The sequence below is a fragment of the Pseudomonas sp. LFS044 genome, assembly GCF_047978245.1.
Taxonomy (GTDB): Bacteria; Pseudomonadota; Gammaproteobacteria; order Pseudomonadales; family Pseudomonadaceae; genus Aquipseudomonas.
The window spans coordinates 54825-73012 of the sequence record NZ_JBFPFX010000011.1 but is presented as its reverse complement, the minus strand read 5'-3'; the positions used below and the strand labels follow the sequence as shown (position 1 = coordinate 73012).

Here is an 18188-nt window from a genome sequence, read left to right as displayed (position 1 = left end):
GCAGACTTGGCACACTAGGCGCCTCGTCCAACCAGAGGTAGGGCCAGCAAGCCCAACGCAGATGTATTACTACGAACCCGCCAAAGGCCACGGCCTGCCCCACGACCCGTTCAATGCCATCGTCGGCCCGCGCCCGATCGGCTGGATCTCCTCGCAGAGCAGCGAAGGCCAACTGAACCTCGCGCCCTACTCCTTTTTCAACGCGTTCAACTACATCCCCCCGATCATCGGGTTCTGCAGTGTCGGGCGTAAAGACAGCCTGAACAACATCGAGCAGACCGGTGAGTTCGTCTGGAACCTGGCCACCCGCCCGCTGGCGGAGCAGATGAACCAGAGCTGCGCTGCAGTGCCCGCCGATGTGAATGAATTCCAGCTGAGCGGCCTGACTGCCGCGCCGTCGAGCATCGTCCAGGTGCCACGTGTGGGCGAAAGCCCCGTGGCGTTCGAATGCAAGGTGAGCCAGATCGTCCAGCTCAAGCGGGCGGACCAGGAGCTGGTGCCAAGCTGGCTGATCCTTGGCGAAGTGGTGGCGGTGCACATTGCCGAACACCTGCTCAAGGACGGCATCTACGACACCGCCGCCGCCGAGCCGATTCTGCGTGGCGGTGGGCCGGCGGATTATTTCGAGCTGGGCAACCTGTTCAAGATGCGCAGGCCGCAGGCCTGATCGACAGGGCGGGTTACCAGATCAGCTCGCCGTCTTCAGCCACGCCCTGAAGGCGCTCGAGCTCGGCGCAGGCGGCCTCATCGGCCGCAATGGCGCCTTTGAACACCTGGCCTTCCAGCACCTTGTGAAAGCGCGGCGCACCGCCCATGCCCAAAGCCTTGACTGCGATGGCGGCGTTGTAGCCACCGCCGTGTACCGGGACCATCGCCGAAACCGCTTCAAAATGCGGGAATTCTCTACGTGCCATGTCGCTATCCGCGTGATTGATCGAGGGGCGGCATTCTAACCCGTGGCGTGTGCCTTTCAATCGAAGGTATGCAGATCCAGGCTGCTGACCACCTGGGCCTGCACCAGATCGCCAAACACCTGCAGGGTCGGCGAGGCGAAATAGCCGCTCATTGCCTGCTGGTCACGCCAGCTGCCGCTGAGCAGCCACAGGTCGGCATCGGCTTGCGAGCGCTGTACGGTGAAACTCAGGCAGCCGGGCGTGCGCAACGACGGCTCGAGCAGGTCACGCAGGCGCGCGCCAAGCTCCGCCGAACGACCGCTGCTGGCACGGATGAAAGCCAAGTGGGTGACCGGTTGGGAAAGGGCCATTGCACAATCTCCTTGAAGCAGGCGGACGGAAAAACCAGGCTGCCAAGGTTAGGGCCGCGCCCGCGCGGCGCGTTAGGCCAATACTGCACGTCGATTGCCTGATCCTGCAGCGGTGCAGGATCAGGCAATCGACGTGCAGCTTTCGACTAGCGCCCGCCATTGCCCAAACCTATGCTGCGTCGGTCAGTAGAGGAAAGCCATCATGACCACCACCCCGTCCATCGACCCGACCCTGGAAGTGCAGCGCCAAGAGCTGGCCGAGCTGATCGGCCGCCATGCCAGCGACGTTCACGGCCCGGCGTCCGCCATCGACGACCTGTACCTGGTGCGCTATACCGAGAATGTCCGCTCTGTGCCAACCTTGGCCCAACCCGCGCTGTGCATCCTGGCCCAGGGCAGCAAAAGCTTGTTCCTCGGCGACGAACAGTACGCTTACGACCCTTTGCACTACATGGTGGTGTCGGTGACGCTGCCGCTGAGCGGCGCGAGGCTCGATGCCAGCCCGGAAAACCCGAGCCTCGGCCTGCGCCTGGACCTTGACCCGGCCGAGATCAGCCAGCTGATTGCCGAAAGCGGGCCGATGCTGGTGCCCAACCTGCCTTCCGGCCGCGGCCTTTATGTGGAAAGGACTGACCCGCAACTGCTCGACGCCTTGCTGCGGTTGATTCGCCTGCTGGACTCGCCACGTGACATCGCCATGCTGGCGCCGCTGATCCGTCGGGAAATTCTCTACCGACTGCTGCGCGGCCCCCAGGGCTACCGCCTGTACGAGATTGCTCTGGCCAACAGCCAGACGCACCGGGTGTGCCAGGCCATCACCTGGCTCAACCAGAACTTCCAGCAACCGCTGCGCATCGAGGACTTGGCGCGGGAGGTCAACCTCAGCACCTCGACCCTGCACCACAGGTTCAAGGCCGTTACCTCCATGAGCCCGTTGCAGTACCAGAAGCAGTTGCGCCTGCAGGAGGCGCGCCGGCTAATGCTCAACGATGGCCTGGAGGCGGCGGTGGCGGGGTATCGGGTAGGGTATGAAAGCCCGTCCCAGTTCAGCCGCGAGTACAGCCGGTTGTATGGCGCGCCACCGATCCGCGATGTTGCGCGGTTGCGCGCCAGTACCGGCTGATTATCCTCAGCCCAGTACAGCTGCCTGCCACCGGTTCTGATCAACCTGAATCAGGGTCGGCCCCTTGCGCTCTACGGCCCGGCCAAGGGCAGCGTGCAATTGCGCCACATCGCCGACATCTTCGGCCTCAGCGCCCAAGGCACGGGCCACGCCGATGAAGTCCGGGGTATGGATGTCCACCCCGACCGGCTCGATGGCGCGATTGACCATGTACTTCTTGATTTCCTCGTAGCCCTGGTTATTCCACAGCAGCACGATCAATGGCACCTGGGCCTCCACCGCGCTGGCCAGTTCCGGCAGGGTGAACTGCAGCCCACCATCGCCAATCAGGCAAACCGCCGGTGCACGCGCGGCCGGTTGCTCGGCGCTGCCCAGCCAGGCCCCCATCGCCGCGGGCAGTGCATAGCCCAAAGTGCCGTAGCCGGTCGAGGCATTGAACCAGCGACGTGGCTGATCCATGTCCAGCGTCAGGTTGCCGGTGTACACCGGCTGCGTCGAATCGCCGACCAGGATGGCATTGGGCAGACGCTCCAGGATGCTGGTCAGCAGGCGAGTCTGGCTGAGGGTCGGCTGATCCCAGCCAGCATTCAGCGCATCACGCAGGTGCCGAACACGTGCAGCCCCCCAGCTTCCGTCGCGGGCCGGTTGCGGCAGCGCCTGCAAGCAGTCGAGCAACGCCTGAGCCGCCAACGCCGCATCGGCAACCAGCGCCAGCTCCGGCAGGTAATTGCGCACGGTCTGGTCCGGGTCGATATCGATGCGCAGCAGGCTGCCAGGGATTTCGAAGCCGCCCTTGAATGTCACGTCGTAGTCGGTTTCGGCCAGCTCGGTACCGATCGCCAGCACCACATCGGCCTCCGCCACCAGCGCGCGGGTGGCGACCAGCGACTGGGTCGAACCGAGCTGCAGCGGGTGGCTGGAAGGCAGCAGGCCCTTGGCATTGATGGTCAGCGCCACCGGGGCTTGCAGATGTTCGGCCAGGCCCGCCAGCGCAGCACCTGCATCCAGCGCCCCCCCCCCTGCGAGGATCAACGGCTTGCGCGCCTTGGCCAGGCGTTCGGCCATCTGCGCCACGGCCTGTGGTGCGGCGCCTGCGCGGCTGCTGCGCACCGGGCGGCCCGGCAGCAGGTGGTCGGCAGGCTCAACCAGTACATCCAGCGGGATCTCGATATGCACCGGCCGCGGGCGGGCGCCGTCGAATACGGCAAAGGCACGGGCCAGTACTTGCGGCAGGTCGTCGGCGCTCATCAGCGTCTGCGAAAACGCCGCCACACCTGCCACCAGCGCGCTCTGGTTGGGCAGCTCGTGCAGCTTGCCACGGCCACCGCCCAGCTGGTCACGCGACTGCACGCTGGAAATCACCAGCATCGGGATAGAGTCGGCGTAGGCCTGGCCCATGGCGGTGGTGATGTTGGTCATCCCAGGGCCGGTGATGATGAAACACACCCCGGGCTTGCCACGTGTGCGCGAGTAGCCGTCAGCCATGAAACCAGCACCTTGCTCGTGGCGTGGCGTGATATGGCGGATCGACGAGCCCGCCAGCCCTCGGTAGAGCTCCACGGTATGTACGCCCGGGATACCGAAAACATGGTCAACGCCATAGCCTTCGAGGAGTTTGACCAATACTTCGCCGCAAGTTGCCATCGGGTTTCACCTTGGATCTTGTTGGAATCTGTGCGCATTGGACCCAACGTGCAGCTATCGCCACAAGGCAAAAAAACACATACTAGCCATGTCCTTTAATCATGGCTCGCCACGATGAAACGCCTTCCGCCCCTCCCCGCGCTGCACACGTTCCTCATCACCGCGCAGCATTGCAATTTCACCCGTGCCGCTCAGCAGTTGCATATCACCCAAGGCGCCGTCAGCCGGCAGATCGCTGGGTTGGAAGAACACCTGGGTTACGCCTTGTTCCAGCGCCAGGCCCGCGGCTTGACCCTTACGCGTGAGGGGCAGGACTGGTTGCCACGCGTTCAGCAGGTATTCGCCCTGATCGAACAAGGCGTGCGTGAGGTAGGTGGGCGCAGCACTACCCTGCAGCTCAAGGCGCCAACTTGTGTGATGCGCTGGTTGTTGCCGCGGCTGATGGAATGGCAGGCCCTGCGCCCGGACGTACCCGTGGAGCTGACCACCACCGTGCAGCATGGCGTGGACTTTCGCCGTGAAGGGTTCGATGCGGCGGTGGTCTATGGCGGCTTGCCCAATCACGGGCTGCGGGCGCTCAAGCTGTTCGATGAGCAGCTGACGCCCGTGTGTGCACCCTCGCTGCTGGCAGGCCCTGTACCGTTGAAGCAGGTTGAAGACCTGGCGCGCCATATGCTGTTACACCCCTCACGGGATGGGCACGACTGGCGCCTGTGGCTGCAGGCGGCCGGCGCGTCGTTCGAGCTGCACGGCCCTAAGCAGCATTTCGAGACCCTGGACATGGCCATGGCGATGGCGTCCCAAGGCACAGGGGTGGCCATTGGCGACTGGGCGCTGATTGGCGATGACCTGCGCGGCGGGCGCTTGTGCATGCCATTCGGCTTGAAGGTAAGCACCGGCAAGGGCTACTACCTGGTCAGCCAGGCCAAGAGCCTGCCAGCAGGGCTGGTCGAGCTGATGGACTGGCTGGCAGGGCGTGCCGAACAGTGACAGGTCGGTTCAGTAACCGACGGTGAAGCGTTGCCGCGAATGCGCCGGCTTCTCCAGCTCATCGATCATGGCAATGGCAAAGTCGGCAAAGGTGATCCAGCTCTTGCCATCGGCACCAATCAGCAGATGGTCCTTGCCCAAGGTGTAGTGCCCGGTGCGTTCCCCTTCGACGAATTCGGCCGACGGCGACAGGAAGGTCCAGTCCAGGTTCTGCTCCTGGCGCAGCGCCTCGAGAAAACGCCCACCCGCGCTGGCTTCGGCCTTGTAAGCCTCGGGGAAATCCGGGCTGTCGATGACCCGATGCCCGGAAGGCAGCAACAGGCTACCGGCGCCGCCCACCACCAACAGGCGCTTCACGCCCGCACGCTTGACCGGTTCGATGATCGCGTGCGGCGCGATGGTCGAAAAATGCGCCGCACTCAGCACCGCATCCATGCCGGCGACGGCCTTTTGCAGCGCCGCGCTGTCGTTGACATCAAGCGCCTGCACGGTAACCCCCCCACGCCCCTGCAGTGCTGAAGGGTCGCGGGCGATGGCCAGCACACTGTGCCCCCGGCGCAGGGCTTCTTCCAGCAGTTGGCTGCCAGCGCGGCCGGTGGCACCGATGATTGCGATGTTGCTCATGAGGAACACTCCTTCAGCTGGATAGACTTAACAGTTGATCTCCCCCCAGCTTAGTTGCCCGATCCATGACAGATTTGTTGTGAACTGGCGCGCAAGCAGGCCGTGGCGGCAAGCGCCCGCCTGCAGTTGACCTATGCTTGAGGTATCACCTGTTTTTGCAACAGGAGGTGAGCATCATGGGTATCAAGTCCAGAAGAGTCGCCCTTGTCATGGCCTTGACCGCCGTTGCCGGGCTTTACGGCTCCGCCTGCTGGCGCGCCGAGCTGCTACGCAGCCAGCCTAACGCGGCAGCGAGTTGCGAGCAGGCGCATTGCGTGCCGCACACTGCCACCTTGAGCGCCGTCCGTTGAGCTGAACGGCGCCACGCCGGTCACTCGTCGACGCTCATATACTCCTTGGCCCAGCGGATGTAGTCCTCAGGCTGGGTGTAGGTGTGCGAGAGCTCGGTGGCGGTGAGGTTCTCCGACTTGTTCTGCTGGCCGCGTTGCAGCCGCAGGCAGTCGTAAGTGGCCTTGATCGCAGCGAAGTACGCGGCGTGGCCATCGACCACGATACGCACGCCCAGGCGCGCCAGGCGCTCGTCGTCACGCAGGTTGGGGTTGGCGTAGGTCACCAGCATCAAGGGCACGGTCAGGTGCTCGGCAATCTGCTCCAGTTGTTCGAAGTCCTTCACACCCACCATGCAGATGCCGTCGGCACCGGCCTTCTGGTAGCTCTGCGTGCGCACGATGATCTCTTCGGTGCTGAGCACCCCGGCGTTGGTGCGGGCAATGATCGACAGCGACGAATCCACGCGTGCTTCCAGGGCTGCACGGATCTTGCCGACACCTTCGTCGACCGGGATCAGGTCGGTGGACTTGCGCCCGAACTGGGCCGGCAGCAGGGTGTCTTCGATGGTCAGCGCAGCCACGCCGGCGCGCTCCAACTCGATGACCGTGCGCATCACATTCAGCGCATTGCCGTAGCCATGGTCGGCATCGGCGAGCACCGGCAATTGGGCCACGCGGCCGATGCGGGTAGCCTGTTCGACGAATTCGCTCAGGGTGATCAAGGCGAAGTCTGGCGCAGCCAGCACCTGCAACGAAGCGACCGAGCCGCCGAGAATTCCAACCTCGAAACCCAGGTCGGCGGCAATACGCGCCGACATCGGGTCGAACACAGACGCTGTGTGGTAGCAGGAACCTGAAGCGAGCAGCTCGCGGAATGCAAAACGCAAATCTTGGTGGGAAGCCCTGGGCATGATCACTCCGCTTATACGTGAAATTGAACGGTTGCTACCGACCCCTGAATCGGGTCTACCTGACCTGTTCCAACCGTCGCCATCTGGGCGGTCATGCTCGACATGCAGGCAGAGGAATAAAAGGTGTGGGATACAGCGGCACCGAAATCCTGCGACATCTTGCTGCACCAAGCTGGTGCAAGCCCCGGATTTCAGCCCCTGCGGCCCATGCACGATATCACGCGGCCATGCACCACTGGATGAATGCGCCAATGCCGATCTTGCATAGGGGATGCAGATAGTACATAGGAAGCTACCTAAGTCGGGTTACAATCCGGCTATTCATGTCGGCCCCTGTGCGGGTAAAGCCGCTGCCACAGGCTCGCCACTGTTCTTACGGCCAGTGCTGAACCTGCGGCGGCGGCTTTACCCGTGAAGGGGCCGGAAAAGTCACCGCCATTAGACAAGGTGCTCCGTGACAGCTGCCCTGCCCCCCACCGCCCTGCGCAACGTACTCACCGCGTTGATGCTGGCCATCTTCCTAGGTGCCCTCGACCAGACCATCGTCGCCGTTTCCTTGCCGGCCATCTCCGCCCAGTTCAATGACGTCGGCTTGCTGGCGTGGGTGATCTCCGGGTACATGGTGGCGATGACCGTGGCGGTGCCGATCTACGGCAAGCTGGGTGATCTGTACGGGCGTCGGCGCATGATCCTTACCGGTATCAGCCTGTTCACCCTGGCTTCAATCGCCTGCGCCCTGGCCCAGGACATGCAGCAGCTGGTGCTGGCGCGCGTACTGCAGGGGGTCGGCGCGGGCGGTATGGTCTCGGTCAGCCAGGCGATCATCGGTGACTTCGTGCCACCGCGTGAGCGGGGCCGCTACCAGGGCTATTTCAGCAGCATGTACGCCGCAGCAAGCGTTGCCGGGCCCGTGCTGGGCGGCTGGCTGACCGAGTATCTGTCATGGCGCTGGGTATTCTGGATCAACCTGCCGCTGGGCCTGGTCGCATTGTGGGCGATCCACCGTGCCTTGAGTGGCCTGCCGGTGCAACGCCGCGAAGCACGGGTGGACTACCTGGGCGCCGTGTTGCTGATCGTTGGCCTGGGCAGCCTGTTGCTGGGCATTACCCTGGTCGGCCAAGGCCAGGCCTGGACCGCGCCCGCGGTCATGGGCCTGTTTGCCTGCGCCGGGCTTGGCACGGCCGTGTTCATCGCCCACGAACGCCGCTGCCAGGAACCGTTGCTGCCGCTAGGCCTGTTCGGTAACCGGGTTGCCGTGCTGTGCTGGGGGGTGATTTTCTTCGCCAGCTTCCAGTCTATTTCACTGACCATGCTGATGCCTCTGCGCTACCAGGGCATCACCGGCGCCGGCGCCGACAGTGCAGCGCTGCACCTGCTGCCCTTGGCCATTGGCCTGCCCATAGGGGCCTTTACCGGCGGGCGCATGACCAGCATCACGGGCCGCTACAAACCGCAGATCCTCGCCGGCGCGCTGCTGATGCCGGTCGCGGTCTTCGCCATGGCCATCACCCCGCCACAGTCGGCCCTGCTCAGTGCCGCGTTCATGCTGCTGACCGGCATCGCCTGCGGCCTACAGTTCCCGACCTCGCTGGTGGGCACGCAGAGTGCGGTGGGCAGCAAGGACATCGGCGTGGCCACCAGCACCACCAACCTGTTCCGCTCACTGGGCGGGGCGATGGGCGTGGCGTGCATGTCCAGCCTGCTGCTGGCGCTGTTGCACCAAGGCGGTTTCGAGTTGCAGGGTAACCCGTTGCTGGGCAGCCTGCAGGCCGGCGAAGCAGACCCGGCAACCCAGGCGCGGTTGCTGGCAACCTTCCGGCATCTGTTACTGGGCAGTGCGGCGGTGGCGTTGCTCGGCCTGATGGCGGCCCTGGCATTACCGGACCGGCAATTGCGCGGGCGTGAGGGAGCAGCCTGAGGTATTAATCCCCCCTTAACATCAGGAGGAAACACTCCCTCACAATCCTTAACAAAGTGTCATTTGCGCAGGGCCGGGCTCAAGCGCAGCATATCCAGCCCGGTGTCGACCCATTTTTCGGCATCGCGCAGCAGCTCGAAGCTGTCCGGCAGCAGCAACCAGCGCCCGATCAGGCCATCGACATAGGCAAACAGGGCCACGGCTGCGCGCTCTACATCCAGCTCGGCCGGCAATTGTTCGCGGCGTACGGCATTGGCCAGCGCCAGGTTGATGCCCACGTGGCAATCCAGTACAGCGCTCTGGCGCTGCTGGCGAATTTCACACATGTCATCGGTGAACTCGCACTTGTGATGCAGGATTTCGTTGATACGACGGGTACGGGCGTCCAGCACCAGCTCGTTGAACACTTGCAGCAGCAGCTTGCGCATGCACCCAAGCGGGTCGACTTCGTCCTCGCTTTCACTGGCACGCGCCAAGTGGTCATGGGTTTCGTGCAAGCTGTCGAGCAACGCCTGCACCAGCTCTGCCTTATTATTGAAATGCCAGTAGATCGCACCCCGAGTCACGCCCGCCAGCTCGGCGATGTCCGCCAGGGTGGTGCGCGCAACCCCGCGCTTGTAGAAGGCCTTTTCCGCTGCCTCAATGATTTGCGTGCGGGTTTCCTGGGCTTCTTCTTTGGTTCGACGGACCATGGCAGTACAACCTCATCTGGGCCCGCAGGCGCATCGCGTGCAGGGAATCCGCCGGGGCCACACCTCTGCAGGGTGCTTCCCGGATTGGCTAACAAAGGGGCCGGGGTAGTAGCCAAGTACCACCCAACGGTATTTACAAACAACCATGAATGTAAGTATATTCGTTAGTAAGCTATTTATCCACCTGGTAGCATTTTTTCCGTCAAGACTCTTCCATTACCCTTGAGCATCTCCCAGCTCTAGCGATCCGAGGATCCTCATGCAATTCAAGCCAGCCGTTACCGCTCTGGTTTCCGCCGTCGCCCTGGCAACCCTGCTCAGTGGCTGCAAGAAAGAAGAAGCCGCGCCCGCAGCACAGGCTCCTCAGGTCGGCGTAGTGACCATTCAGCCCCAAGCCTTCACCTTGACCTCGGAACTGCCGGGGCGCACCAGCGCGTTCCGCGTCGCTGAAGTCCGCCCACAGGTCAATGGCATCATCCTCAAGCGCCTGTTCAAGGAAGGCAGCGAGGTCAAGGAAGGCCAGCAGCTGTACCAGATCGACCCTGCCGTGTACGAGGCCAACCTGGCCAACGCCCAGGCCAACCTGCAAGCTACCCGCTCGCTGGCCGAGCGCTACAAGCAGCTGATCGACGAACAGGCGGTGTCCAAGCAGGAATACGACGACGCCAATGCCAAACGATTGCAGGCCGATGCATCGCTCAAAAGCGCCCAGATCGACCTGCGCTACACCAAGGTACTGGCGCCGATCAGCGGTCGCATCGGTCGCTCGTCGTTCACCGAAGGCGCATTGGTGAGCAATGGTCAGACCAACGCCATGGCCACCATCCAGCAGCTCGACCCGATCTACGTCGACGTCACCCAGTCCACCGCCGAGCTGCTCAAGCTGCGCCGTGAGCTGGAAAGCGGCCAACTGCAGAAGTCCGGCGCCAACACCGCATCGGTTCAGCTGGTGCTGGAAGACGGCAGCCTGTTCAAGCAGGAAGGTCGCCTGGAGTTCTCGGAAGTCGCGGTCGACGAGACCACCGGCTCGGTGACCCTGCGCGCCATCTTCCCCAACCCGGACCACACCCTGCTGCCAGGCATGTTCGTGCATGCGCGGCTCAAGGCCGGGGTCAACAGCCAAGCTATCCTGGCCCCGCAGCAAGGCGTCACCCGTGACCTCAAGGGTGCACCGACCGCGCTGGTGGTCAACCAGGAGAACAAGGTCGAACTGCGCCAGCTCAAGGCCAGCCGCACCCTGGGCAGCGACTGGCTGATCGAGGAAGGCCTGAACCCGGGCGACCGCCTGATCACCGAAGGCCTGCAGTACGTGCGCCCTGGTGTCGAGGTCAAGGTCAGCGATGCCACCAACGTCAAGAAGCCAGGCAGCCCTGATCAGGCCAACGCGGCCAAAGCAGACGCCAAAGCGGAGTAAACCATGTCGAAGTTCTTTATCGATCGCCCGATCTTCGCCTGGGTGATTGCCTTGGTGATCATGCTGGTCGGCGCCTTGTCGATCCTGAAGCTGCCGATCAACCAGTACCCAAGCATCGCGCCGCCGGCCATCGCCATCGCCGTGACTTACCCGGGCGCTTCGGCGCAGACCGTGCAGGACACCGTGGTGCAGGTGATCGAGCAGCAGCTCAACGGTATCGACAACCTGCGCTATGTGTCTTCGGAGAGTAACTCCGACGGCAGCATGACCATCACGGCCACCTTCGAGCAAGGCACCAATGCCGACACCGCGCAGGTACAGGTACAGAACAAGCTGAACCTGGCCACCCCGCTGCTGCCGCAAGAGGTGCAGCAGCAAGGTATCCGCGTGACCAAGGCAGTGAAGAACTTCCTGCTGGTGATCGGCCTGGTGTCCGAAGACGGCAGCATGACCAAGGATGACTTGGCCAACTACATCGTCTCCAACATGCAAGACCCGATCTCGCGGACCGCCGGTGTAGGTGACTTCCAGGTGTTCGGTGCGCAGTACGCCATGCGTATCTGGCTGGATCCGGCCAAGCTGAACAAGTTCCAGCTGACCCCGGTCGACGTCAAGACCGCAGTTGCCGCGCAGAACGTGCAGGTGTCGTCCGGCCAGCTCGGCGGCCTCCCTGCACTGCCGGGTACCCAGCTCAACGCGACCATCATCGGCAAGACCCGCCTGCAGACCGCCGAGCAGTTCGAGAAGATTCTGCTCAAGGTCAACAAGGACGGTTCGCAAGTGCGCCTGGGTGATGTCGCCCAGGTAGGCCTGGGTGGCGAGAACTACGCCGTCAGCGCCCAGTTCAACGGCAAGCCGGCATCCGGCCTGGCGGTCAAGCTGGCGACCGGCGCCAACGCCCTGGACACCGCCAAGGCGCTGCGCCAGACCATCAGCGACCTGGAACCGTTCTTCCCGCCTGGGGTGAAAGCGGTATTCCCGTATGACACCACCCCGGTGGTCACCGAATCGATCAGCGGGGTAATCCACACCCTGATCGAAGCCGTGGTCCTGGTGTTCCTGGTGATGTACCTGTTCCTGCAGAACTTCCGCGCCACCATCATTACCACCATGACCGTACCGGTGGTATTGCTGGGTACCTTCGGCATCCTTGCCGCTGCGGGCTTCAGCATCAACACCCTGACCATGTTCGCCATGGTCCTGGCCATCGGCTTGCTGGTGGACGACGCCATCGTCGTGGTGGAAAACGTCGAACGGGTGATGTCCGAGGAAGGCTTGCCGCCCAAGGAGGCGACCAAGCGCTCGATGGAGCAGATCCAGGGCGCCCTGGTGGGTATCGCCCTGGTGCTGTCGGCGGTACTGCTGCCGATGGCCTTCTTCGGCGGCTCCACGGGTGTGATCTACCGGCAGTTCTCCATCACCATCGTCTCGGCCATGGGCCTGTCGGTGCTGGTGGCGCTGATCTTCACCCCGGCGCTGTGCGCCACCATGCTCAAGCCGCTGAAGAAGGGCGAGCACCATGTGGCCAAGGGCGGTTTCTTCGGCTGGTTCAACCGCAACTTCGACCGCAGCGTAAACGGCTACGAGCGCAGCGTCGGTACCATCTTGCGCAACAAGGTGCCGTTCCTGCTCGCCTATGCCCTGATCGTGGTCGGCATGATCTGGCTGTTCGCCCGTATTCCAACGGCGTTCCTGCCTGAGGAAGACCAGGGCGTACTGTTCGCCCAGGTGCAAACCCCGGCAGGCTCCAGTGCCGAGCGCACTCAGGTGGTGGTCGACCAGATGCGTGAATACCTGCTCAAAGACGAAGCAGACACCGTATCGTCGGTGTTCACCGTCAACGGTTTCAACTTCGCCGGCCGCGGCCAGAGCTCCGGTATGGCGTTCATCATGCTCAAGCCGTGGGGCGAGCGGTCCAAGGAGAACAGTGTGTTCGCCCTGGCTGAGCGCGCCCAGCAGCACTTCTTTACCTTCCGCGATGCGATGGTGTTCGCCTTCGCGCCGCCTGCCGTACTCGAACTGGGTAACGCCACCGGCTTCGACGTGTTCCTGCAGGACCGCGGCGGTGTCGGCCATGCCAAACTCATGGAAGCACGCAACCAGTTCCTGGCCAAAGCGGCACAAAGCAAGGTGCTCAGTGCCGTGCGCCCGAACGGCCTGAACGATGAGCCGCAGTACCAGCTGACCATCGATGACGAACGTGCCAGCGCCCTGGGCGTGACCATCGCCGACATCAACAACACCCTGTCGATTGCCCTGGGTGCCAGCTACGTCAACGACTTTATCGACCGCGGCCGGGTCAAGAAGGTGTACATCCAGGGTGAACCAAACGCCCGCATGAGCCCTGAAGACCTGCAGAAGTGGTACGTGCGCAACGGTGCTGGCGAGATGGTGCCGTTCTCCTCGTTCGCCAAAGGCGAGTGGACCTACGGTTCGCCCAAGCTGTCCCGTTACAACGGCGTCGAGGCGATGGAAATCCTCGGTGCACCGGCCCCGGGCTACAGTACCGGTGACGCCATGGCCGAGGTGGAGCGTATCGCGGGCGAGTTGCCGGACGGTATCGGCTTCTCCTGGACCGGCATGTCCTACGAGGAAAAACTCTCCGGCTCGCAAATGCCGGCGCTGTTCGCCCTCTCGGTACTGTTCGTGTTCCTCTGCCTGGCAGCACTGTATGAAAGCTGGTCGATCCCGATCGCCGTCGTGCTGGTAGTACCGCTGGGTATCATCGGTGCGCTGATTGCCACCAGCCTGCGCGGGTTGTCCAACGACGTGTACTTCCTGGTGGGCCTGTTGACCACCATCGGCCTGGCGGCGAAAAACGCCATCCTGATCGTCGAATTCGCCAAGGAACTGCATGAGCAAGGCAGCAGCCTGTACGACGCAGCGATCGAGGCGTGCCGCATGCGTCTGCGCCCGATCATCATGACCTCGCTGGCGTTCATCCTCGGCGTGGTACCGTTGACCATCGCCAGCGGCGCCGGCGCGGGCAGCCAGCACGCCATCGGCACCGGCGTGATCGGCGGCATGATCAGCGCAACCATCCTGGCAATCTTCTGGGTACCGCTATTCTTCGTCGCAGTGTCGTCGCTGTTCGGCAGCAAAGAGCCGAAAAAAGACGCCACCCCTGAAACTCCACGTTATGAGGCTGGGCAATGACCAAGTCTTTGTTGTCCCTGGCGGTAACCGCTTTCATTCTTGGCGGCTGCTCGCTGATCCCTGATTACCAGACCCCGGAAACCCCGGTGGCCCAGCAGTGGCCGCAAGGCCCTGCATACTCGCCGACCCAGTCGGCCGACGTGGCCGCCGCTGAACAGGGCTGGCGCCAGTTCTTCCAGGACCCGGCCCTGCAGCAGCTGATCCAGACCTCGCTGGTGAACAACCGCGACCTGCGCGTCGCGGCGCTGAACCTGGACGCCTACCGCGCCCAGTACCGCATCCAGCGTGCCGACCTGTTCCCGGCGGTTTCGGCCACCGGCAGCGGCAGCCGCCAGCGCGTACCGGCCAACATGTCGACCACCGGCGAATCCAACATCACCAGCCAGTACTCGGCCACCCTGGGCGTCAGCGCCTATGAGCTGGACCTGTTCGGCCGCGTACGCAGCCTGACCGAGCAGGCCCTGGAGACTTACCTGTCCAGTGAGCAGGCGCGTCGTTCCACGCAGATCGCCCTGGTGGCCAGCGTGGCCAACGCCTACTACACCTGGCAGGCCGACCAGGCGCTGTTCAAGCTGACCGAAGACACCCTCAAGACCTATGAGGAAAGCTACAACCTCACCCGCCGCAGCAACGAGGTAGGTGTGGCGTCGGCGCTGGACCTGAGCCAGGCACGCACCGCCGTGGAAGGCGCCCGGGTCAAGTACTCGCAGTACCAGCGCCTGGTCGCCCAGGACGTCAACAGCCTGGCCGTGCTGCTCGGCACCGGCGTGCCGGCCAACCTGCCGGCCCCGCTGAAACTCGATGCCGACCAATTGGCCGAGGTTCCGGCGGGCCTGCCCTCCGACCTGCTGACCCGCCGCCCGGACATCCAGGAAGCGGAGCACCTGCTGAAAGCTGCCAATGCCAACATCGGCGCTGCGCGTGCTGCGTTCTTCCCGAGCATCAGCCTGACCGCCAACGCGGGTACCCTGAGCCCGGACATGGACGGGCTGTTCAAGGGCGGTTCGGGTACCTGGCTGTTCCAGCCGCAGATCAACCTGCCGATCTTCAACGCCGGCAGCCTGAAGGCCAGCCTGGACTATTCGAAGATTCAGAAGGACATCAACGTCGCCAAGTACGAAAAGACCATCCAGACCGCCTTCCAGGAAGTCTCCGATGGCCTGGCGGCGCGCAAGACCTTCGAAGAGCAGTTGCAGGCGCAACGTGACCTGGTGCAAGCGAACCAGGACTACTACCGCCTGGCTGAACGCCGTTACCGCATCGGCATCGACAGCAACCTGACCTTCCTCGACGCCCAGCGCAACCTGTTCAGCGCGCAGCAGGCACTGATCACCGATCGCCTGTCGCAGCTGACCAGCGAGGTCAACTTGTACAAGGCGCTGGGTGGCGGCTGGTACGAGCGGACCGGCCAAGCCAATCAGCAGGCCTCGGTGAATACACCGAAGGGCTGAACCAACGGCTGCAACCTCAAGCCCACCCTCGCGGTGGGCTTTTTGTTGCCACCACAAAAAATTAACCAACCGGAACATTCCGTTCGATTATCGCCCGCTACCGTGTGCGACGAATTGCCTCGCCCCTTCCCTTCCCCGCACCATCGCACCCAGCAACGTTGCCCACGTTCATCAAAAAAGACCGCCCTGCAGGCCGCATCCTGCAGCACAGCGGTTCGCCAATAAAAACAAGAGATCCACGACAGATGAGCACTTCGCACCCCGCACGCCAGCTGCTGCCCGGCCTGTTGGCCATGTCCTGCGCGTTCCCCGCGTTTGCCGCCGAAGGCGGTTTCATGGAGGACGCCAAAGCCAGCCTCAACCTGCGCAACTTCTACATCAACCGCAACTTCGTCGACCCGGCCCACCCCCAGGCCAAAGGCGAAGAATGGACGCAAAGCTTCATCCTCGATGCCCGCTCCGGTTTCACCCAGGGCACCGTGGGTTTCGGCGTGGACGTACTGGGTTTGTACTCGGTCAAGCTCGATGGCGGTAAAGGCACCACCAATACCCACCTGCTGCCGGTACACGACGATGGCCGCCCCGCCGACGACTTCGGCCGGCTGGGCGTGGCACTGAAAGCCAAGCTATCGCAAACCGAATTGAAAGTCGGTGAATGGATGCCGGTGTTGCCGATCCTGCGCTCGGATGACGGCCGCTCACTGCCGCAGACCTTCCGCGGCGGCCAGCTTACCTCGAAGGAAATAGACGGCCTGACCCTGTATGCCGGCCAGTTCCGCGGCAACAGCCCGCGCAACGATGCCAGCATGGAAGACATGTCGCTCAACGGCCGTGCGGCCTTCACCTCCGACCGCTTCAACTTCGGCGGCGGTGAGTACACCTTCAACGACAAGCGCACCATGATCGGCTTGTGGGATGCCCAGCTCAAGGACATCTACCGCCAGCAATACCTCAACCTGGTGCACAGCCAGCCACTCGGCGAATGGACACTGGGCGCCAACCTCGGCTATTTCATCGGCAAGGAAGATGGCGCCGAACGCGCCGGCCAACTCGACAACCGCACCGCTTCGGCGATGCTCTCGGCGCGCTACAAGGGCAACACTTTCTACGTCGGTTTGCAGAAAGTCAGCGGCGACGATGCCTGGCTGCGGGTCAACGGCACCAGCGGTGGCACCTTGGCCAACGACAGTTACAACTCGAGCTTCGACAACGCCAAGGAACGCTCCTGGCAGGTGCGCCACGACTTCAATTTCGTCAGTGTCGGTATCCCTGGGCTGACGCTGATGAACCGCTATATCAAGGGTGACAATGTCACCGCGGGCGGTGTTGACGATGGCAAGGAATGGGCGCGGGAGACCGAACTGGCCTATGTAGTGCAATCGGGTTCGTTCAAGGATTTATCGGTGAAATGGCGCAACTCGACCATGCGCCGCGACTTCAGCACCAACTCGTTCGACGAGAACCGGTTGATTGTGAGTTATCCGCTGAATCTGCTGTGACTTTACCGGCCTCTTCGCGGGCAAGCCCGCTCCTACAGGGATTGCGCTCACTCCAAGTCTGCGCATTTCCTGTAGGAGCGGGCTTGCCCGCGAAGAGGCGGACAAACCTAAAATAACTTTATCGAATAACAACCTACATAATCCTTCATTGACGACATATGCGGTAACAGCTTAAATCGACGTCCGATCCGCCGCAGAGCCTCGACATGGACCTTCGCCAACTGCGCTACTTCATTGCCCTCACCGAGTACCGCAGTTTCGTCCGTGCCGCGGAAGCCATGGGTATCACCCAGCCCGCGTTCAGCCGCGCTATCCAGGGCCTGGAGCAGACTTTCGGCTGCCCGTTGGTCGACCGCGCCAGCAAGGCACTGCCACCGACGCCTGAAGGGCTGGTGGTGCTGCAACACGCTCGGCGCTTGGTACAGGGCGCCGCGCAGTTGAGCAACGAAGTGCTGCAGATGACCAAGCTCGACGCCGGCGAACTGCATTTCGGCAGCGGCCCCGCCCTGGCCGTGCGCCTGGTGCCGGAAGCGTTGCGGCACTTCATCGGTACCCACCCTGGCATCCGCACCGCGCTGCTGGTCGATAATGCCGAACGCCTCGGCCAGGCCCTGCGCCGCGAACAGATCGAATTCTTTGTCGATGACATCCGCCCGTTCGAAGCCGACGCCAACTTCCACACCGAACCGCTCAGCCCGCGCCCGGGGCTGTTCTTCTGCCGCCCCGGGCACCCGCTGCTGGCAAAGGACAGCTTGTCGACCAACGACCTGTTCGCCTACCCCCTGGCCAGCGCTCTGCTCGCCCCCGGGGTACGCAAGCGCCTGGCCAACCTCAGTGGGCGCAGCGACTTCACCCCGCACCTGCAGACCGAACACCTGGCGGTGCTGCGCAGCGTGGTGCAAGCCACCGATGCCATCGGCACCGCCAGCGAGGAAGCCGTGGCCGACGACCTGGCCGCAGGGCGCCTGGTGCGCCTGCACTGGCGCAACCTGCCGCCGGCTCTGGAGGTGCTGAGTGTTCGTTGCGGTGTGGTCAGCCGTAGCGGCTACCGCCTGTCACCGGCCGCACGGGCGATGATCGAGACCCTGGTTGGGCTGGATGCGCCCGTGCGCAGTGCTGCCATTCGCTGAACGGATGATGATGGTGAGCTACGCGCTATTCTGATCAGTATTG

Annotated in this window: 16 protein-coding genes; 10 read left to right on the top strand and 6 right to left on the bottom strand. The window is 63.3% G+C overall.

The genetic code is table 11. The features are described from left to right. Window positions 1–61: 61 nt before the first annotated feature. A complete protein-coding gene (locus ACNQPL_RS11850; RefSeq protein ID WP_346614508.1) occupies window positions 62–667 on the top strand; it encodes a flavin reductase family protein in 606 nt (201 codons plus the stop codon). 13 nt (window positions 668–680) lie between these two features. On the opposite strand, the gene ACNQPL_RS11845 is transcribed toward ACNQPL_RS11850, so the two are convergent. Both ACNQPL_RS11845 and ACNQPL_RS11840 read right to left on the bottom strand, forming a co-directional pair. Continuing rightward, window positions 681–914 (bottom strand): hypothetical protein, encoded by a 234-nt coding sequence (locus tag ACNQPL_RS11845; RefSeq protein ID WP_416466818.1) that lies wholly within the window; start codon window positions 912–914, stop codon window positions 681–683. Window positions 915–970: 56 nt separating this feature from the next. Then, window positions 971–1264 (bottom strand): putative quinol monooxygenase, encoded by a 294-nt coding sequence (locus tag ACNQPL_RS11840; protein WP_346614510.1) that lies wholly within the window; start codon window positions 1262–1264, stop codon window positions 971–973. A 202-nt stretch (window positions 1265–1466) separates the two neighbouring features. Between ACNQPL_RS11840 and ACNQPL_RS11835 the strand changes: the two genes are divergently transcribed. Continuing rightward, window positions 1467–2387: an AraC family transcriptional regulator gene (locus ACNQPL_RS11835; protein WP_346614511.1), complete on the top strand. Its 921-nt coding sequence runs from the start codon at window positions 1467–1469 to the stop codon at window positions 2385–2387. A gap of 6 nt (window positions 2388–2393) precedes the next feature. Here the strand turns inward: ACNQPL_RS11835 and ACNQPL_RS11830 are convergent, their stop codons facing one another. Next, the gene (locus tag ACNQPL_RS11830; RefSeq protein ID WP_416466815.1) at window positions 2394–4031 is read right to left on the bottom strand and encodes a 5-guanidino-2-oxopentanoate decarboxylase; all 1638 of its coding nucleotides are present in this window, start codon (window positions 4029–4031) and stop codon (window positions 2394–2396) included. Between the two features lie 114 nt (window positions 4032–4145). Between ACNQPL_RS11830 and ACNQPL_RS11825 the strand changes: the two genes are divergently transcribed. After that, complete coding sequence (locus ACNQPL_RS11825; protein WP_416466812.1) at window positions 4146–5021, top strand: LysR substrate-binding domain-containing protein; 876 nt, start codon at window positions 4146–4148, stop codon at window positions 5019–5021. Between the two features lie 9 nt (window positions 5022–5030). Here the strand turns inward: ACNQPL_RS11825 and ACNQPL_RS11820 are convergent, their stop codons facing one another. Beyond that, the gene (locus tag ACNQPL_RS11820) at window positions 5031–5645 is read right to left on the bottom strand and encodes an NAD(P)-dependent oxidoreductase (protein ID WP_346614514.1); all 615 of its coding nucleotides are present in this window, start codon (window positions 5643–5645) and stop codon (window positions 5031–5033) included. 176 nt (window positions 5646–5821) lie between these two features. On the opposite strand from ACNQPL_RS11820, the gene ACNQPL_RS11815 reads away from it, so the two are divergent. After that, on the top strand, window positions 5822–5995 hold the full coding sequence (locus ACNQPL_RS11815) for a hypothetical protein (RefSeq protein WP_346614515.1): 174 nt from the start codon (window positions 5822–5824) through the stop codon (window positions 5993–5995). A 20-nt stretch (window positions 5996–6015) separates the two neighbouring features. Here ACNQPL_RS11815 and ACNQPL_RS11810 read toward each other — a convergent pair whose 3' ends face one another. Then, window positions 6016–6885, bottom strand: coding sequence for an isocitrate lyase/PEP mutase family protein (locus ACNQPL_RS11810; RefSeq protein ID WP_346614516.1), 870 nt, complete (start codon window positions 6883–6885; stop codon window positions 6016–6018). A 454-nt stretch (window positions 6886–7339) separates the two neighbouring features. Here ACNQPL_RS11810 and ACNQPL_RS11805 point away from each other — a divergent pair, with 454 nt between their 5' ends. Beyond that, entirely contained in the window at window positions 7340–8803 is a 1464-nt protein-coding gene (locus ACNQPL_RS11805; RefSeq protein WP_416466810.1) for an MDR family MFS transporter, read from the top strand. Between the two features lie 59 nt (window positions 8804–8862). Here the strand turns inward: ACNQPL_RS11805 and ttgR are convergent, their stop codons facing one another. Beyond that, entirely contained in the window at window positions 8863–9495 is a 633-nt protein-coding gene (gene ttgR / locus ACNQPL_RS11800) for an efflux transport transcriptional regulator TtgR (protein ID WP_346614518.1), read from the bottom strand. 259 nt (window positions 9496–9754) lie between these two features. Here ttgR and ttgA point away from each other — a divergent pair, with 259 nt between their 5' ends. The 5 genes from ttgA (at window position 9755) to ACNQPL_RS11775 (ending at window position 18145) form a co-directional block, all read left to right on the top strand. After that, entirely contained in the window at window positions 9755–10909 is a 1155-nt protein-coding gene (ttgA, locus tag ACNQPL_RS11795; RefSeq protein ID WP_387525532.1) for a toluene efflux RND transporter periplasmic adaptor subunit TtgA, read from the top strand. A 3-nt stretch (window positions 10910–10912) separates the two neighbouring features. After that, window positions 10913–14065: a multidrug efflux RND transporter permease subunit TtgB gene (gene ttgB / locus ACNQPL_RS11790; RefSeq protein WP_346614520.1), complete on the top strand. Its 3153-nt coding sequence runs from the start codon at window positions 10913–10915 to the stop codon at window positions 14063–14065. Further along, window positions 14062–15516 carry an AdeC/AdeK/OprM family multidrug efflux complex outer membrane factor gene (locus ACNQPL_RS11785; RefSeq protein ID WP_346614521.1) on the top strand — a complete coding sequence of 485 codons (1455 nt, stop codon included), beginning with the start codon at window positions 14062–14064 and terminating at the stop codon, window positions 15514–15516. Before ttgB ends, ACNQPL_RS11785 begins: the two co-directional genes overlap by 4 nt. A gap of 245 nt (window positions 15517–15761) precedes the next feature. After that, a complete protein-coding gene (locus tag ACNQPL_RS11780) occupies window positions 15762–17015 on the top strand; it encodes an OprD family porin (protein WP_416466809.1) in 1254 nt (417 codons plus the stop codon). A 206-nt stretch (window positions 17016–17221) separates the two neighbouring features. Further along, on the top strand, window positions 17222–18145 hold the full coding sequence (locus ACNQPL_RS11775; RefSeq protein ID WP_346614523.1) for a LysR family transcriptional regulator: 924 nt from the start codon (window positions 17222–17224) through the stop codon (window positions 18143–18145). The last annotated feature ends 43 nt before the right edge of the window (window positions 18146–18188 follow it).

Excerpts from the sequence above, each read along its gene's own strand:
- ACNQPL_RS11775 (WP_346614523.1), top strand. The coding sequence starts at position 17,222 with ATGGACCTTCGCCAACTGCGCTACTTCATTGCCCTCACCGAGTACCGC.
- ACNQPL_RS11810 (WP_346614516.1), bottom strand. The coding sequence starts at position 6,885 with ATGCCCAGGGCTTCCCACCAAGATTTGCGTTTTGCATTCCGCGAGCTG.
- ttgB (WP_346614520.1), top strand. The coding sequence starts at position 10,913 with ATGTCGAAGTTCTTTATCGATCGCCCGATCTTCGCCTGGGTGATTGCC.
- ACNQPL_RS11815 (WP_346614515.1), top strand. The coding sequence starts at position 5,822 with ATGGGTATCAAGTCCAGAAGAGTCGCCCTTGTCATGGCCTTGACCGCC.
- ACNQPL_RS11835 (WP_346614511.1), top strand. The coding sequence starts at position 1,467 with ATGACCACCACCCCGTCCATCGACCCGACCCTGGAAGTGCAGCGCCAA.
- ttgR (WP_346614518.1), bottom strand. The coding sequence starts at position 9,495 with ATGGTCCGTCGAACCAAAGAAGAAGCCCAGGAAACCCGCACGCAAATC.
- ACNQPL_RS11785 (WP_346614521.1), top strand. The coding sequence starts at position 14,062 with ATGACCAAGTCTTTGTTGTCCCTGGCGGTAACCGCTTTCATTCTTGGC.
- ACNQPL_RS11840 (WP_346614510.1), bottom strand. The coding sequence starts at position 1,264 with ATGGCCCTTTCCCAACCGGTCACCCACTTGGCTTTCATCCGTGCCAGC.
- ACNQPL_RS11820 (WP_346614514.1), bottom strand. The coding sequence starts at position 5,645 with ATGAGCAACATCGCAATCATCGGTGCCACCGGCCGCGCTGGCAGCCAA.
- ttgA (WP_387525532.1), top strand. The coding sequence starts at position 9,755 with ATGCAATTCAAGCCAGCCGTTACCGCTCTGGTTTCCGCCGTCGCCCTG.
- ACNQPL_RS11825 (WP_416466812.1), top strand. The coding sequence starts at position 4,146 with ATGAAACGCCTTCCGCCCCTCCCCGCGCTGCACACGTTCCTCATCACC.
- ACNQPL_RS11830 (WP_416466815.1), bottom strand. The coding sequence starts at position 4,031 with ATGGCAACTTGCGGCGAAGTATTGGTCAAACTCCTCGAAGGCTATGGC.
- ACNQPL_RS11850 (WP_346614508.1), top strand. The coding sequence starts at position 62 with ATGTATTACTACGAACCCGCCAAAGGCCACGGCCTGCCCCACGACCCG.
- ACNQPL_RS11845 (WP_416466818.1), bottom strand. The coding sequence starts at position 914 with ATGGCACGTAGAGAATTCCCGCATTTTGAAGCGGTTTCGGCGATGGTC.
- ACNQPL_RS11780 (WP_416466809.1), top strand. The coding sequence starts at position 15,762 with ATGAGCACTTCGCACCCCGCACGCCAGCTGCTGCCCGGCCTGTTGGCC.